Below are 15839 nucleotides of genomic sequence, written 5' to 3' on the forward strand. Positions count from 1 at the left end.
CAACTGATTATGAAGTATAAATTTTTTTCTTTTATCGAGACGATTAACTGTTTGCTCTAATGCTAATAATGTATATTTGTTTTTAATTTTTTAAAACGGAGTTCAAAGAATTCAATCATGCCTGACACTACAGCCGACTTATTAAAAAAATTAAAAGTGGAACACAATCCAATTAAGGACTCCCCTTTATTAGGTATCCCTCTCTCTTTATTTGAAGAAAAACAATACCCTGATTTACTCGTTATTCTCTGGCTGTATGAGCAAAAATGGATTGATGATGCGAAAACACCAAAATCGGGTGTAGTGATGGGGCAAGTTTCCTACGATCACGTCAATCGATTTTATACCTCATTAAAAAAAGAAGCGTTTCAGGCAATACTACGCCGTAACGATCCCAATTCAGAAGAGAACAATAAATTACTCACCCTCTCCAGTAAACCAGTCATCTGGGTCAATCCTACTCAAGTTACTCACTACATTAGTAATAATCCCGTCTTTCAATTAATGAAAGATAGTTCCCAATGCCTTAATGAATTAATTTTTTTCTTAAGGTGGATTGGGAAAATTTCTGCATTAGATAAAACTGACGTGGTAAGTGACTGGGAATGTCTTAAAGAAACGGGAAATTACCAATTAAACATTCCCAAACTTGTTTTAACTTTGATGCAAATAGAGCCTTTTAAAAACCACCCCAGTCCTCAAAGTTTAATTTATCAATTTCTTAGCGAAATAAATGCACAACTGGCTCTAGTTGACGAAAATAATTTGATTCCTGAAATATTAAAATATTATCAGGAAATATTAACTTCCCTAGCTAAAAAATATCCGCCCACCCTGGAAGCGTTGCTGATCGGACAGGGCATTAAAATACCTGATACTTTGAGTCTTGAATTAAGTTTATTAATTAAGCTGAATCTCAAGCTTGTTCCTGGTTTAACTGAAGAACAATGGCCAGAGCTTATTTATTATGTTTCCCTATTTCTATTTGACCACGCAAGCGTAGATCGGCCCCTATTATTTTTTACCTACGCAGGTACCGAGCTTCCCGCAGCACTCAAAACTTTGGCACAAAAATATGGTACATCCATGCCAAAACATACCGCGACTTCAAAGCAAAACATGAAAACAGCTGATGTCACTTTTGGTGCTATTCTGAATACTCAATTAAAAGAAGCCGGCCTTGATCTTCACCCCATGCTTCTGTCTCTCATCTGTTTTGAAAATTGCGAACCGCTCAGAACTTTATTTATTATGATTTGGAGGCAACAAAATTTAAACGTAGCAGGTAATAAAACAATTACCCTGAAGCCCTCACCCAATAAATTCCTCTTTGGTGAATCTTATAATAGAGGCCCCAACCTTATACCCTTTAAAATCAGTAAGCATGACGTCGTTCTATTAGAACAATTAATTCTTTTATCTAAAAAAGTACTTCCTTTTGATATTTCTAAAGCATCAGAATCAGAGCAATTATTAATAATGCGAAAACTACTGACCTCTCAGGGTAAAAAGATTCCCTTTTTTGCTGCTAGCCCAGAAATGACACCTCATCAAGTAGAATTTAATGCCCTTAAAAGCCAAATTGAAGATCCTGTATTGCGAGAATCATTATTTATTAACACGATGAGCGAGTTTTGTTCCGTGAAGCAAATTAACTTCGCGGCCATTACTTCATTTCTCATCGAACATAGCAGTGAAGCCAATCAGACCCCGCCCACCACTCAAGACCTGCTCCAGCTTTGTGAGGTAGTGTATGATGCGGATACTCGAGATCTGGTTATCAGTGAACTGGCAAAAACCAGGTTATTTATTAATTTAAACTCACCTAAGACTTTAAAGGCCCAAATAGATGGGCTCAGCAAATCAATCGCTAAATTAGATGATATGATAAAATCACTCGTCCAAACGCCTGAAAACAAAGAATTTGAGTTAAGAATGTGGTGGCTTGAAATTCAAAAACAAATCCACATCCAATGGAAAGAAATGGCATTAAATAAAATAGAGCAAACTGGTATTCATCAGCAAAAAAGAGAGCAAGAAGAGGTTTATGAAAGAAGCTTCAAGCTCTGATTAATACTTTGGATGGCAGAAGGGTAAAACATCCTTCTGCCGCCGGATTGTGTAGGTAAACGGTAAAATTAATTCGTTCCGCCCACAGTCAACGCATCTATCTTCAAGGTGGGCTGCCCAACTCCAACAGGCACTGATTGACCGTCTTTACCGCAAACGCCAATTCCTTTATCCAAGGCTAAATCATTCCCTATCATACTGATTTTTTTCATTACATCAGGACCGTTGCCAATTAAAGTTGCTCCTTTAACTGGTTTAGTCACCTTACCGTTTTCAATTAAATAGGCCTCACTGGCTGAAAACACAAATTGACCTGAAGTAATATCTACTTGGCCTCCACCAAAATTAACAGCATATAAGCCATGTTTAACAGAACGAATAATTTCTTCCGGATCATGCTGTCCCGCCAACATATAAGTATTAGTCATTCGCGGCATGGGCACATGCGCATAGGACTCGCGGCGACAATTACCCGTAGATTGCATCCCCATCAATTTGGCATTCAATTTATCCTGCATGTAATTCACCAAAACCCCATTCTCAATTAACGTAGTGCACTGGGAAGGAGTTCCTTCATCATCAATGGTTAGAGAACCGCGTCTATCGACCAATGTGCCATCATCCACGACAGTGACCCCGGGCGCTGCAACTTGTTGCCCTAATCGACCCGAAAAGGCTGACAAGCCCTTACGATTAAAATCCCCTTCCAAACCATGCCCCACCGCTTCATGCAATAAAACCCCTGGCCAACCAGGGCCTAAAACCACAGGCATGGTTCCGGCAGGAGTGGGTTGAGCCTCAAGATTAATAAGCGCTTCACGTACGGCTTCACGCGCATAACTCAGCGCATTTTCCTTCTGGGTAAAATAAGAATAGGCTACTCGGCCACCACCACCGGAACGTGCAGACTCTCTTTTACCGTTTTTGTCTTCAACTATGACACTTACATTAATACTAACTAAAGGTCTAACATCTGCTATCATCTGTCCATTCATGGCAGCGACCATCACCACTTCGTAACACCCACTTAACGAGGCATTGACCTGGATTACACGCGGATCAATTCGGCGCGCTTCTTTATCAACGGCTTCCAGTAAAGCGATTTTTTCCTGTTTACTCATGCCTTCGATGGGATTTAACCCCTGATACCGGCTAATAGGGGCACTATTGACTTGAATGGCCTGCACTGCTTTAGTTCCAGAAAGGGCAATAGAACGAGCCGCATCGGCAGCACGAAGCATAGAAGGCAATAAAATATCGTCACAATAAGCAAAACCTGTTTTATCCCCGCTGACGGCACGGATTCCCACGCCTTTATCAAGAGAAAAACTACCGCTTTTTACTTCCGAGTCCTCCAGATACCAGGACTCATAACTACAACTTTGAAAATAAAGATCGGCATCATCTATATGGCGACTCGCCATTGTTTTAAACAACTGTTCTATTCCGGTTTCATCTAAGGATGCGGGAGACAGTAAAATTTTTTTTGCAATTGTCAGAGCTTGTGTCATTTGATTACCTTTTAATAAGCTTTCTAAAGCAGGACATGATGATCAACACAAGGAAAGTGTCGTCTTAATTGTTGCAAACGCTGCAAGTCAATGTCAGCAGTCAGTAATCCAGTTCCTGCTTCTTTCTGGACAATGACTTTACCCCACGGTTCTACCACCATGCTATGGCCATAAGTCTGTCGTCCATTTTCATGTTGACCCCCCTGATTTGAAGCCAGCACATAGCATAAATTTTCTATTGCCCTCGCCCTAAGCAAAATGTCCCAATGAGCAAGGCCCGTTACTGCTGTAAAAGCCGACGGTACTGTAAATAACTGGGCGCCTTTTAACAATAATTGCTGATAGAGCTCCGGAAAGCGAAGGTCATAGCAAATAGTGAGTCCAATCATACCTACTGGAGTATCAACAACGACAACCTCATTCCCCCGCTCTACTGATAAAGATTCTTGGTGTGCTTCCTGTTCTGAAACACGTACGTCAAATAAATGAATTTTATCGTATCGCGCAACACTTAGACCGTTATCATCATAAACAATACAACTGGCACGGACTTTTGAGCCTGCGCCTTTGAGAGGGATTGTTCCTGCGACAACCCATAAACCAAATTTTTTAGCTAACTGGCTTATTTTTTGCTGGATGGGGCCCTGTCCATACTGTTCGGCCACCTGAAATTTATCCGTTTCATTAATTCCCATAAAGGCAAAATTCTCGGGAAGCACCACCAGCTCTGCTTCTTCCTCTTTGGCCTGAAGCATATAGCGTTCCACTTGCTGTAAGTTATCCGCAACCCGAGCGGAAGAAACCATTTGTAGCAGCGCAACTCGTGCCATAAATATCGTCCTGAGTAAATTTTAAATTATATATTCATCTTACTATATTGACGCATAGAACCCCAAAACAAAATTGACATAAAAGACGTTTCACATTAATAATAACCTGTCTATTATTCTTTAAATAAAGACTAATTAGAAAATTTCAAGCTACAAACTTGAAATACAGGAAACTTGCCCATAGATATGCTAGACTAATTATAAATAACTGGAGTTCTAAAGAATGAACCGAAATAATGTTAACATCCTTACCCAGCGCGGTGAGTCTGTTCTTTCAACCAATAAGGTGCTACGTAATACTTACCTGTTACTCAGCTTAACCTTCTTGTTCAGCGCGTTCACAGCCTATTTATCTTTTGCTAGTGGTGCTCGACCAATGAACCCACTTCTGATGATAGTCGGTGTTTATGGTTTGATGTTTTTAACCCAGGCATTAAGAAATAGCGTTTGGGGATTAGTCAGCGTTTTTGCTTTCACAGGTTTTCTGGGATATACCCTGGGACCGATATTGAACTTTTACATCACCAGTTTTTCTAATGGTCCTCAATTAATTGCTACCGCTTTAGGTGGTACAGGAATGATTTTCTTTGCTTTATCAGGTTATGCCCTGACAACCAAAAAAGATTTCAGCTTCTTGGGCGGATTCTTATTTGTAGGCACTATGGTTGCTCTACTGGCTATGATAGCAGGTATTTTCTTCCACATGCCCGCCTTACAATTAACAATTTCTGCGGTGTTTGTACTCATTTCTTCCGGTTTAATCCTGCTGCAAACCAGTGAGATAATCCACAACGGTGAAACAAACTATATCTCGGCTACTGTTGGATTATTTGTATCAATTTACAATTTATTCGTCAGCCTGCTTAACTTGCTGAGTGCTTTTTCAGGCCGTGACTAATACCGTCTCCTCTACCTGAATCCCGGCTTCTGCCGGGATTTTTTTTGGATGCGTGTAAATCTCACGGAGTATTATGGTGCACCATTGCGAGCCTTGGCGAAGCAATCCGGAGCGATACTTCGTTAAAAATATGAGCTGGTTTGCTTCACTTTGTTCGCAATGACGACTTTTTTGGGACTCTCAAAACAGCATAGGTCACGAACACTTACGCTTTATGATGAAGCCAGGGGGCCGCCAAAATAAAAATGATACATTTGGTCGGAATGAATTTTATGTAGCTTGATTGGTGTTTGCTGTGAAATCATAAAGTACATGACCTAACCGGCATAACGATCGCTATCAAATTGACTAGGCAATACACTTTGAGGAATACGCGTTTGGCTTATATAGGTTTGTTTAACTAATCCGCAAGTAGGGTGAGGCACTAAACCAAGCAAAGCAATTACCTCTTGTTGTGACAGTCTCATCTTATTTCCTTATAGCTGCCCTAAGAACAAGTAATAAGTGAAAACAAGTAAATGCTCATGGCATATGTCATTTTTTTGGGAATCAGATAAAAACAATCGTCATTGCAAACACGGTGAAGCAATCAATTCAGATTTTCAGCGAAGTATCGTTCTGGATTGCTTCGCCAAGGCTCGCAATGACGAAATATGCATACTCCGTTTGCAAGGGCTCCAGATGAGCCTTAATCCTTGCAATGTTCCGCATTACCTCGCCTGTTTTATGATCATTTTAAAATTTTAACCATGGGCAAGATGGTTTTGATGATGCCAAAAAATTGCAGTATATAGATAATTAAAACAATTAAAACCAATACATTTAAGAGGCTTTTAATTGCTCCAGGCATGGGAATAAAGGCATTAATTAACCATAAGCACACCCCAAAAACAATAATGAGTGCGATTAAATTCAATAGCTCGCTCATAAAATATCCTTATTAATTAACTACTAAATCTAGTATAGCAGATCCCCCAGGTTTTTGATTAAAATCAAACCAGAGATGACCAAGCTTTTAAGTTGGCTTGCTCTTGCCTTTTAACAAATCGCGAATTTCCATCAATAAAACTTCTTGATGAGATAATATGGGAGTCTGTTCCTGCCTCTCCTCGTCTTTCCTCTTTAACATATTCACAAATTTTATTGCTACAAATATGGCAAACGCGATAATGGTAAAATCAATAATAGCTTGAAGAAATCCGCCCCATTTAACCACTGCGTCACCCAGAGTGAATGATTTATTGGCGATATTAACTCCCCCCAACAATAAACCAAGAAGAGGCATAATAATTCCATCGACAAAAGCGGTAATGATCTTACCAAATGCAGCCCCTATAATGACGGCAACGGCTAAATCAACTACGTTACCGCGCATAACAAACTCTTTAAACTCCTTTATAAAACTCATCATTTACTCCCTTAATGAATGAAGGCATTGCACTCTGGCTTGCCCAGACTAAAAAGTAAATACCGTCTTTAAAGACAATTTTTACAGGGGTAACCCGGTTGTTGCAACCGGGGTTGCCAGCTACGGTTTTCAAACAGATACCGGCTGCAAGCAGCCGGGCTACGTTTACTTACTGATGACGTGCAAGATACGTTTAAGCAATACACCCGCCCCAAGTGTTTCAGCTTAAGAATTTTCTACCATTGTTTTTATTTCTTTTATTTTCTCAGCCAAATTGTCGGGAACGGCTCCCCCACCTTGAGCCATATCATCTCTCCCGCCACCTTTTCCGCATAGATGGCGTACTAACATCGCAGCGGTTGGCGCTTTGCCTAAAATATTTTTACTTACCCCGGCAATGACATTCATCTTATTTTGATCTACGGTAAATAATACAATGACTGCTGAATCTAAAGTGGATTTAAGCTGATCCAGAGTAGTCCGTAGCGTTTGATTGTCCATGCCATCAAGTTGTTTTACCAGTAGATTAATCCCATTTATATTCTCGACCTCACTTACAAGATCAGCACCTGATTTCTGTGCCTTCTCACTAAGAAGTTTCGCTATTTCTTTCTCCTGACTTTTATTGTCAATGAGTAACTGGGACAACTTATCGCGTAAATTACCTACAGTAGTCTTCAGACTTGCTGCCAAGTCGCCTAAAAGATCTTGTTGTTCATTCACCCAGGCCAATGCATAACTACCGGTAACCATATCGATACGTCTTACCCCACTGGCGATTCCATACTCCGCAATAATTTTAAATAAGCCTATATCGCCTGTTCTTCGCGCATGGGTACCCCCACAAAGCTCTTTAGAAAACTCTCCCATAGATAAAACACGCACGGCTTCAGCATATTTTTCACCAAAAAGGGCAACAGCTCCACTTTTCTTGGCTGCTTCTATATCCATAACTTGGGTGACTACTTCATTGTTGGCCCTAATTTGTTTATTAACCAGGATTTCAATTTGGCGAATTTGTTCTTGAGTCAATGCTTCAAAATGAGAAAAATCGAAACGGGCTCGCTCAGCTTCCACTAAAGAACCTTTTTGTTGGACATGAGGGCCAACTATAGTTTTTAGTGCAGCATGCAATAAATGAGTTGCGGTATGATTCAAACGAACTGCATCTCGTCTTGCTTTATCGATTTCCGCCCTAACCGCCAAATGTAAAGTTAAAGTGCCTTCAATGACTTCACCATGGTGTACTATCGCTTGACCTACTTTTTGAGTGTCCTCTACGCGAAAACTAAATCCTTTTCCGGAAAGAATACCTTTATCGCCCGCTTGCCCACCGCTTTCTGCATAAAACGGGGTATTATCAAGAATAACGGCCCCCTTTAACCCTTTACCCAGAGTTTTAACTTCATGCCCTTCTTGAAGCAATCCGATGATTTTTCCTTCCGTCACTTCTTTATCATAACCATGAAACTCGGATTGATGATCCAACTGAGACGTTGCATGATAATCGATGGTAAATTGGCTGGCTGCTTGAGATTGTTCTCTTTGCTGTTGCATTAATTGGTTAAAACCATCCATATCAATATGCAAACCCTGCTCTCGAGCTATATCAGCAGTAAGATCTACAGGAAAACCATAGGTATCATATAGCTTAAATGCAATTGCTCCGGATATTTCATCCCCCCCCATGGTGTGCATTTGCTCGTGTAACAAACGGAGTCCCTGCTCTAAAGTACGGGCAAACTGATTCTCTTCTTGCATTAATATTTTTTCTATATGCGTTTTTGCCGTAACTAACTCAGGATATGCATCACCCATTATTTTAATTAATGGCTGAACCAGCTGAGAAAAAAATGGACTGGATAACCCTAGTTTATTGCCGTGTCTTACCGCTCTTCGGATAATTCTTCGCAATACATAACCGCGGCCCTCATTACCCGGCACTACGCCGTCCACTATTAAAAAAGCACAAGAACGAATGTGATCCGCAATGACCTTTAAAGACGTATGATTTAAATCGATGCCACTTCCAAGGTTTGCTATGGATTTAATTAAGAATTGGAACGTATCTATTTCATAATTACTATGTACTCCCTGCACTACAGCAGCAAGCCGCTCCAATCCCATACCGGTATCTACAGAGGGTTTGGGCAAGGGATGAAGATTACCTTCTTTATCCCTGTTAAACTGCATAAACACCAAATTCCAAATCTCTATGTACCTGTCCCCGTCTTCCTCAGGACTTCCAGGAGGACCGCCAGCAATATCAGGACCATGATCATAAAAAATTTCGGTACAAGGACCACAAGGGCCAGTATCCCCCATAGACCAAAAATTATCTTTTTCTCCGCAGCGGGAAAAGCGTTCAGCAGAAACGCCCATTTCCTTTAACCAGATGTCCTCTGCTTCCTGATCTTCTTTATATACGGTTACCCATAAACGCTCTGCAGGTAAATGCAAGACTTGAGTTAAGAAGTCCCAGGCAAATTGAATGGCTTCTCGTTTAAAATAATCACCAAAACTAAAGTTACCTAGCATCTCAAAAAAGGTATGATGCCTTGCGGTATAGCCAACGTTTTCCAAATCATTATGTTTACCACCGGCACGAACACAACGCTGAGCACTAACTGCACGCTGATAAGGACGAGTTTCAAGTCCTAAAAATAAATCTTTAAATTGCACCATACCTGCATTAGTAAATAATAATGTAGGATCATTGGCAGGGATCAATGAGCTGGACTCTACTAACTGATGACCGCGTTGTGCAAAATAATCAAAGAATGCCTGTCTAATTTCAGAACTTTTCATTTTTACTACTTACCAGTTAAGTTAATTAAATAGCGTACCACGCTATTTAATTAGCGTTGGTTAGCGCTGAACGAAATGAAGTCCGACACGGGGCTTCTTTCACTACTTATTGTGCTCAAATGAGCAATTGGGCTTTGTCTATCACTCAGCACCAACTGCAATGACTATACCATTGCATGAGTCTATTCGAGAATAATAGTGGTGAATTGTTACCTTAAATTTTTAATGATAGTCTAAAAGTTTACTTCAATTCCTTTACGACCTTTGCGATTATATCCATACTAAAGCCGCGGTAAAGTAAAAAGTGCTGTAGTTTTTGCATCTCATCAAACGATAAATCAACTTTTCCCTTACTCTTTTTCTGCCATACCTTCATCGCATAGTCTACCCAGTTGTCTTGTTCCTGCTGTAATTCGTACTGGATAAGTTCGCTGTCAATACCTTTGATTTTTAATTCCTGCCTGATTTTTAGCGGTCCATATCCCTGGCGAATACGTGAGCGACTGTAATTTTCTACAAAACGCTTGTCATTTTGTAAACCAAGACGTTGGCAAGACTCCAACGCATCTTTAGCCTCTTTAGGACTAAATCCTTTTTGTTCTAATTTATCACATAATTCTATAGCGCCATGCTCACGCCTGGTTAACAGGCGTAAGGCGCTATCAAATGCTTTAGTCATTAATAGTCTCAAAGCTATCTTCAGTTGCCGCAGCAAGCATGGGTAATTTCTTTTCTAATAACTCAGCACGAATCTGCCGTTCAAGCTCTGCAGCTACTTGAGGATTATCCTTCAGATATAATCGGACATTATCCTTGCCCTGGCCAATTTTTTCCTGCTTATAGCTATACCATGCACCTGATTTTTCAATTAGATTCAATTGAACGCCCAAATTAATAACTTCACTTTCCCGTGAAATACCTTCGTTATACAAAATATCAAATTCTGTCATTTTGAAAGGAGGCGCAACTTTATTTTTAACAACTTTAACGCGTGTCTCACTACCTAATATTTCTTCACCTTTCTTAATTGAGCCGATGCGACGAATATCCAAACGCACTGAAGCATAGAATTTTAATGCATTACCGCCTGTTGTTGTTTCGGGACTGCCAAACATAACCCCAATTTTCATTCGAATCTGGTTAATAAAAATAACCAGAGTGTTAGAACGTTTAATATTAGCGGTTAATTTACGTAATGCCTGGGACATCAGTCTTGCTTGTAAGCCAACATGAGTATCCCCCATTTCCCCTTCAATCTCCGCTTTAGGTGTTAAAGCAGCGACTGAGTCAATAATCACTACATCCACAGCCGCAGAACGAACTAGCATGTCCGTAATTTCCAGAGCCTGTTCCCCGGTATCTGGCTGAGAAACTAACAGCTCATCGACATTCACTCCCAGTTTTTGAGCATAGCTTGGATCCAAAGCATGTTCTGCATCAATAAATGCTGCTGTACCACCCATTTTTTGACATTCAGCAATAACTTGAAGCGTTAATGTTGTTTTACCAGAGGATTCTGGACCATAAATTTCAACAATACGACCTTTAGGTAAACCGCCAATTCCTAATGCAATATCCAGGCCTAAAGACCCTGTAGAAATAGCTTCTATATCACGCGATACATTACTATCGCCCATACGCATTACCGATCCTTTACCAAACTGACGCTCAATTTGCGAGAGGGCTGCCGATAATGCTTTTTGTTTGTTCTCTTCCATAATTTTATCCAAGTAGTAGTGTGCAAGACCAAAATTATCACACAGATGTGGGTGAGCAGCAAAGTGAATTAATCGCGAATTAGTTGAATTTTCTTAATCATCGTAAGAGCGCCTTGTAAAGCCTCATGGCATGCGGCCAAACGAATTTCCTGCCTCGTCCCTGCAAATTGTTTTTTTACAGTATTTAATGAACCATCGCGAGTAGCCCAGGCAAACCATACTGTGCCAACAGGCTTATCAACAGTTCCCCCATCTGGGCCAGCAATACCGGTCACGGATAAAGCAATATCGCCAACGCTGCGTTGTAAGGCCCCCATAGCCATAGCCGAAGCAACCTCTTCACTTACTGCTCCAAACTCTTCTATTAGCTCTTTGGGCACGGCAAGCATCTCCTGCTTGGCTAAATTACTATAAGTAACAAACCCTCGTTCAAACCAGAGAGAACTACCTGGTATTTCAGTGATATAACTTGCAACTAATCCGCCCGTACATGATTCTGCGGTAACTAATTGCCAATCATTCTTTTTTAAAAGCAGAGCTATTTCTTTAATTAAAATAATTAAACGATTCATTAAGAAAACCCTGTAAAAGAAAAAACTCCATGCAGTAACAACATGGAGTTTTCTTGGATTGAATCAGCAAAAACCAGCGAGTTTCTTAGTGGCTTTGACCATCTGTTTTAGCTGGTGTTGTCTGATCAGTGGTTTGGCTAGCAGGAGGATTAGTAGCACCTGCTGTTGGCTTTGGTGTACTTTGTTGGCCACAAGCAGTTAATACGAAACCCAAAACGCAAGTTACAGCTATCATAGCTAAACGATTCATAACTATTCTCCCTATTTATTTAACATTTATTATAAATCTCTTTATAGTGTAGCAAATGGTAACATTAAATGAAGGACATATCTTAAATCTAAGATAAATATAATTTTTTCAAGAAAGGGTGGTTAACTAATAAACAAAATAATGACATAAGAAAAGCCTCTGGCTGGGATCCAGAGGCTTTTGGTACGCTTACAAACAAAAATGCTGCACTGTTTGGTCGCAGATTCCTTGCTCCCTGCTGTTTTCTTTCCTGAAGGTCAGTGACTCTAAAGTGGCTGATTGAAAAAAAGTTCCGCCAAAACGCTTATAGCAATCGTTAAGGAGTCGATTATCATCCTTAGTCACGGTTTGGATAATTTTAGACTGCACCACAATATTAGGAGCTTTGCCCTCTTTATTAGGGAGAAGACAGGACAAAATATTGCTTGCCACATCAAAAGTAAAAAGATGGCTCTTCACTGCAGAAAGTAAAGGCAGGAGAACTCGAGCAAAAGCCGATTCGCCATTATAGGAAAGGATAAGACGTCCATCCTGCTCTAAGGGCTTTAGAGCCTTTAATAGTTCATCACGTTCGATTGCTGTTTTTCCCACAAACAACCGATTATTACCCAAATTGATGCGCGTTACAGTTGTCGGAATAGACTGCAAAGCCAGGAGCAGGTCAGCTGAACTTAAGTTGTTTAATTCATTATTACTTAAATCAAGGAAGCTCACGTGAGCTGGAATTCTCGCAAAGACTTTCACCAATTCAGCACCAGCTTTGCTGCCCAGGTTGTTGCTGCTCAAATCAAGAAAGGTCACATGTTCTGGAATTCCCGAAAAGGCAGTCGCTAATTCAGCACCGGTTTTTGTGCTCAGCTTATTGAAGCCCAAACCAAGGGCAACCACTCCGACAGGAATTCCTGCAAAGGCTTTCGCTAACTCAGTACCGGCTTTGCTCCCCAGATTATTGCCTCCCAAGTCAAGAGCGGCCACGTGAGTTGGAATTCCCGAAAAAGCAGTCGCTAATTCAGCACCAGTTTGACTATCCAGATTATTGACGCGCAAATTAAGAGCGGCGACTCCGGATGGAATGCTCGCAAAGGCTTTCGCTAATTCAGCACCGGCTTTGCTCCCCAGATTATTGGCGATCAAATGAAGGTTGGTCACGCCGGTTGGAATTCCCGCAAAGGCGGCCGCTAATTCAGCACCACTTTTGCTCCCCAGATTATTTCTGTCCAAATTAAGGGAGGTCACCCCATCTGGAATTCCAGCAAAGGCGGTAGCTAATTCAGCACCAGCTTTGCTCCCCAGGTTATTACTGCTCAAATTAAGGGATCTCACGCTGGATGGAATTCTCGCAAAAGCTGCCGCCAATTCAGCGTCGGATCTACTCCCCAGATTATTGCCACGCAAATTAAGGATCGTCACGCCGCCTGGAATTGATGCAAAGGCTGTTACTAATTCTTCCGCACTAAGATTTTCAAGGTTGCTTAAATGGTGATTCATTGTCAATTGCTCCTAAAGGTTCCAAGACAGGGCTTAACCTGGCTTAAAAATGAAATAGAAGGCAAGAAACCAAAGAGTATTGAGCAGAAAGGCTAAACAAGGGCTCGCCGAACTAAAGCGCAATGAAAACAGGCAGTATCGTTCAATAAGAAGTGATACCGATATACCCGTTCCTTTGGTCTTTACCTCGACGACGAACCCGTTTATTAATTAAAACTAGGGGGATGTTGCATTACCAGTTCTCCAGCTGTCCTTAGGGAGAAGACTAGTCGTCTTATGGGGCACGTTTTACCTGAGGCTTAATCTTTGGTTCAAACCTCAGAGGTTAAACATTGTCCCGTAATGTTTTTTATTGCACCACCCGGGTCAATTTTAATCCGCCCACAGCGGTTCTTTATGTCAGAAATAGCCAGAGGTGGCCGGCTATCTGACACCAAAACACAGGGCCACTTCACTATGCGCTAGTTTATAGTAGAGGAAACTACGTCATCCCGAACAGCGTGAGGGAGCTTCTTATTAAGGACGGAGCCCCTTTTTAGAAGATCCCTACGCTGTTCAGGATGACGTTTTTGCCAATGTTTAAAAAGTAAAATAAATTATTTTACAAACAAAAATGCTGCAGGGTTTGCTCGCAGACTCTTTGTTCCTCGGATTTTTCTTGCCTGGTCGTCAGTAATTCCAAAGTGGCTGGTTGAAAAAAAGTTCCGCCAAAACGCTTATAGCAATCGTTAAGGAGTTGATTATCATCCTTCGTCACGGTTTGGTTGATTTTAGACTGCACCACAACATTAGGAGCTAAACCCTCTTTATTCAGGAGAAGACAGGACAAAATATTGCTTGCCACATCAAAAGTAAAAAGATGACTCTTCACTGCAGAAAGTAAAGGCAGGAGAGCTCGAGCAAAAGCCGATTCGCCATTATAGGAAAGGATAAGACGTCCATCCTGCTCTAAGGGCTTTAGAGACTCTAATAGTTCATCACGTTCGATTGTTGTTTTTCCCACAAACAGCCGATTCCCACCCAAATTGATGTGAGTTACAGTTGTCGGAATAGACTGTAAGGCCAGGAGCAGGTTGGCTGAATTTAATTTGTATAATTCATTATTACTTAAATCAAGGGAGGTCACGTGAGCTGGAATTCTCGCAAAGACTTTCGCCAATTCAGCACCGGTTTGACTTCCCAAATTATTGCCGCTCAAATCAAGAAAAGTTACCCCAGCAAGAACTCCCACAAAAGCTTTCGCCAACTCATCACTGGTCTGGCTCCCCAGGTTATTGAAGCTCAAATTAAGGGAGGTTACCCCGACTGGAACTCCCGAAAAGACTTTCGCCAACTCATCACCGGTCTTGACCCCCAGGTTATTGAAGCTCAAATTAAGGGAGGTTACCCCAACTGGAATTCGCGCAAAGGCTCTCGCCAACTCATCACCGGTTTTGTTGTAAAATATATTCAAGCTTAAATCAAGGAAGGTTATGTAGGCTGGAATTCCCGCCAAAGCGGTCGACAATTCAGCGTCGGTTTGGCTGCCCAGTTGATTCACGCTCAAATTAAGGGAGGTAACATGGGCAGGAACTCTTGCGAAGGCTGTCGCTAATTCGGCACCGGTTCGGCTGCCAAGGTTATTACCGCTCAAATCAAGGGAGGTGGCGTAGGCTGAAATTTCTGCAAGGGCTCCCGCTAATTCTACGGCATTAAGATTTTCAAGGTTGTCTAAATGGCAATACATCGTCAATTGCTCCTAAAGATTCCAAGACAGGCTTAACCTGGCTTAAAAATGAAATAGAAGGCAAGAAACCAAAGGGTACTGAGCAGAAGGGCTAAACAAAAGGTTCGCCGAACTAAAGCACAATAAAAACAGGCAGGATTGTTCAATAAGAAGCAATACCGATATACCTGTTCCTTTGGTCTTTACCTCGACGACGAACCCGTTTATTAATTAAAACTAGGGGGTGTAGCGTTACCAGTTCTCCAGCTGTCCTTAGGGAGAAGACAAGTCGTCTCATGGAAAACATTTTATCTGGTTAATAAATACTATTGGATTAACCATTTTAATCACCATTAATAGTGCTTCATTTAGTTGCTCTAAATGCCCACATTCTTTATGATGATTACCTTATGCTTGATTTCTTGTTCAAGACTATAAGTTAAATGTTTCATTATTGAATCAACATTATACTATAACGATTACTTTTTATGCAAAACATCCTGTAAGTAAGCTGCTTCTTTAAAGCAATTTGGGCTTTAAAAGCTTACGGTGTCGCGATTGGTGATCTCTATCTGTCATGC

The 15839-nt window shown here is 41.0% G+C and carries 14 protein-coding genes; 2 read left to right on the forward strand and 12 right to left on the reverse strand.

Annotated elements, in window-relative coordinates; all coding sequences use genetic code 11:
- Nucleotides 1-117 precede the first annotated feature (117 nt).
- Nucleotides 118-2070: a hypothetical protein gene (locus LOX96_RS00135; RefSeq protein ID WP_250420083.1), complete on the forward strand. Its 1953-nt coding sequence runs from the start codon at nucleotides 118-120 to the stop codon at nucleotides 2068-2070.
- A gap of 68 nt (nucleotides 2071-2138) precedes the next feature.
- On the opposite strand, the gene tldD is transcribed toward LOX96_RS00135, so the two are convergent.
- Together tldD and LOX96_RS00145 are read right to left on the reverse strand one after the other, a co-directional pair.
- Nucleotides 2139-3581 carry a metalloprotease TldD gene (tldD, locus tag LOX96_RS00140; protein ID WP_250420080.1) on the reverse strand — a complete coding sequence of 481 codons (1443 nt, stop codon included), beginning with the start codon at nucleotides 3579-3581 and terminating at the stop codon, nucleotides 2139-2141.
- A gap of 23 nt (nucleotides 3582-3604) precedes the next feature.
- Complete coding sequence (locus tag LOX96_RS00145; RefSeq protein ID WP_250420076.1) at nucleotides 3605-4411, reverse strand: carbon-nitrogen hydrolase family protein; 807 nt, start codon at nucleotides 4409-4411, stop codon at nucleotides 3605-3607.
- 223 nt (nucleotides 4412-4634) lie between these two features.
- Here LOX96_RS00145 and LOX96_RS00150 point away from each other — a divergent pair, with 223 nt between their 5' ends.
- A complete protein-coding gene (locus LOX96_RS00150) occupies nucleotides 4635-5309 on the forward strand; it encodes a Bax inhibitor-1/YccA family protein (protein WP_250420073.1) in 675 nt (224 codons plus the stop codon).
- A gap of 317 nt (nucleotides 5310-5626) precedes the next feature.
- Here the strand turns inward: LOX96_RS00150 and LOX96_RS00155 are convergent, their stop codons facing one another.
- From LOX96_RS00155 to LOX96_RS00200, 10 genes are all read right to left on the reverse strand, one after another.
- Nucleotides 5627-5776, reverse strand: coding sequence for a cupin domain-containing protein (locus LOX96_RS00155; RefSeq protein WP_250420071.1), 150 nt, complete (start codon nucleotides 5774-5776; stop codon nucleotides 5627-5629).
- Nucleotides 5777-6039: 263 nt separating this feature from the next.
- Nucleotides 6040-6237 (reverse strand): Thivi_2564 family membrane protein, encoded by a 198-nt coding sequence (locus tag LOX96_RS00160; RefSeq protein WP_250420068.1) that lies wholly within the window; start codon nucleotides 6235-6237, stop codon nucleotides 6040-6042.
- A gap of 87 nt (nucleotides 6238-6324) precedes the next feature.
- Nucleotides 6325-6717 carry a large-conductance mechanosensitive channel protein MscL gene (gene mscL / locus LOX96_RS00165; RefSeq protein WP_250420167.1) on the reverse strand — a complete coding sequence of 131 codons (393 nt, stop codon included), beginning with the start codon at nucleotides 6715-6717 and terminating at the stop codon, nucleotides 6325-6327.
- Between the two features lie 225 nt (nucleotides 6718-6942).
- A complete protein-coding gene (gene alaS / locus LOX96_RS00170) occupies nucleotides 6943-9525 on the reverse strand; it encodes an alanine--tRNA ligase (protein WP_250420066.1) in 2583 nt (860 codons plus the stop codon).
- Between the two features lie 241 nt (nucleotides 9526-9766).
- Nucleotides 9767-10204 carry a recombination regulator RecX gene (gene recX / locus LOX96_RS00175; RefSeq protein WP_250420063.1) on the reverse strand — a complete coding sequence of 146 codons (438 nt, stop codon included), beginning with the start codon at nucleotides 10202-10204 and terminating at the stop codon, nucleotides 9767-9769.
- On the reverse strand, nucleotides 10197-11243 hold the full coding sequence (gene recA / locus LOX96_RS00180) for a recombinase RecA (protein ID WP_250420060.1): 1047 nt from the start codon (nucleotides 11241-11243) through the stop codon (nucleotides 10197-10199). Before recA ends, recX begins: the two co-directional genes overlap by 8 nt.
- Before the next feature lie 68 nt (nucleotides 11244-11311).
- Nucleotides 11312-11815 (reverse strand): CinA family protein, encoded by a 504-nt coding sequence (locus LOX96_RS00185; RefSeq protein ID WP_250420057.1) that lies wholly within the window; start codon nucleotides 11813-11815, stop codon nucleotides 11312-11314.
- Between the two features lie 85 nt (nucleotides 11816-11900).
- Nucleotides 11901-12065 (reverse strand): hypothetical protein, encoded by a 165-nt coding sequence (locus LOX96_RS00190; protein WP_250420054.1) that lies wholly within the window; start codon nucleotides 12063-12065, stop codon nucleotides 11901-11903.
- Between the two features lie 189 nt (nucleotides 12066-12254).
- A complete protein-coding gene (locus LOX96_RS00195) occupies nucleotides 12255-13553 on the reverse strand; it encodes a leucine-rich repeat domain-containing protein (protein ID WP_250420051.1) in 1299 nt (432 codons plus the stop codon).
- Nucleotides 13554-14154: 601 nt separating this feature from the next.
- Entirely contained in the window at nucleotides 14155-15279 is a 1125-nt protein-coding gene (locus LOX96_RS00200; RefSeq protein ID WP_250420048.1) for a leucine-rich repeat domain-containing protein, read from the reverse strand.
- Nucleotides 15280-15839 lie beyond the last annotated feature (560 nt).

This window comes from Legionella maioricensis, assembly GCF_023618015.1.
Taxonomy (GTDB): domain Bacteria; phylum Pseudomonadota; class Gammaproteobacteria; order Legionellales; family Legionellaceae; genus Legionella; species Legionella maioricensis.

What these genes read in the sequence shown, in the direction of transcription:
- LOX96_RS00190 (WP_250420054.1), bottom strand. Translation starts at nt 12,065, where the DNA reads ATGAATCGTTTAGCTATGATAGCTGTAACTTGCGTTTTGGGTTTCGTA.
- LOX96_RS00160 (WP_250420068.1), bottom strand. Translation starts at nt 6,237, where the DNA reads ATGAGCGAGCTATTGAATTTAATCGCACTCATTATTGTTTTTGGGGTG.
- LOX96_RS00135 (WP_250420083.1), top strand. Translation starts at nt 118, where the DNA reads ATGCCTGACACTACAGCCGACTTATTAAAAAAATTAAAAGTGGAACAC.
- tldD (WP_250420080.1), bottom strand. Translation starts at nt 3,581, where the DNA reads ATGACACAAGCTCTGACAATTGCAAAAAAAATTTTACTGTCTCCCGCA.
- recX (WP_250420063.1), bottom strand. Translation starts at nt 10,204, where the DNA reads ATGACTAAAGCATTTGATAGCGCCTTACGCCTGTTAACCAGGCGTGAG.
- alaS (WP_250420066.1), bottom strand. Translation starts at nt 9,525, where the DNA reads ATGAAAAGTTCTGAAATTAGACAGGCATTCTTTGATTATTTTGCACAA.
- LOX96_RS00150 (WP_250420073.1), top strand. Translation starts at nt 4,635, where the DNA reads ATGAACCGAAATAATGTTAACATCCTTACCCAGCGCGGTGAGTCTGTT.
- LOX96_RS00145 (WP_250420076.1), bottom strand. Translation starts at nt 4,411, where the DNA reads ATGGCACGAGTTGCGCTGCTACAAATGGTTTCTTCCGCTCGGGTTGCG.
- LOX96_RS00155 (WP_250420071.1), bottom strand. Translation starts at nt 5,776, where the DNA reads ATGAGACTGTCACAACAAGAGGTAATTGCTTTGCTTGGTTTAGTGCCT.
- LOX96_RS00195 (WP_250420051.1), bottom strand. Translation starts at nt 13,553, where the DNA reads ATGAATCACCATTTAAGCAACCTTGAAAATCTTAGTGCGGAAGAATTA.
- LOX96_RS00200 (WP_250420048.1), bottom strand. Translation starts at nt 15,279, where the DNA reads ATGTATTGCCATTTAGACAACCTTGAAAATCTTAATGCCGTAGAATTA.
- mscL (WP_250420167.1), bottom strand. Translation starts at nt 6,717, where the DNA reads ATGAGTTTTATAAAGGAGTTTAAAGAGTTTGTTATGCGCGGTAACGTA.
- recA (WP_250420060.1), bottom strand. Translation starts at nt 11,243, where the DNA reads ATGGAAGAGAACAAACAAAAAGCATTATCGGCAGCCCTCTCGCAAATT.
- LOX96_RS00185 (WP_250420057.1), bottom strand. Translation starts at nt 11,815, where the DNA reads ATGAATCGTTTAATTATTTTAATTAAAGAAATAGCTCTGCTTTTAAAA.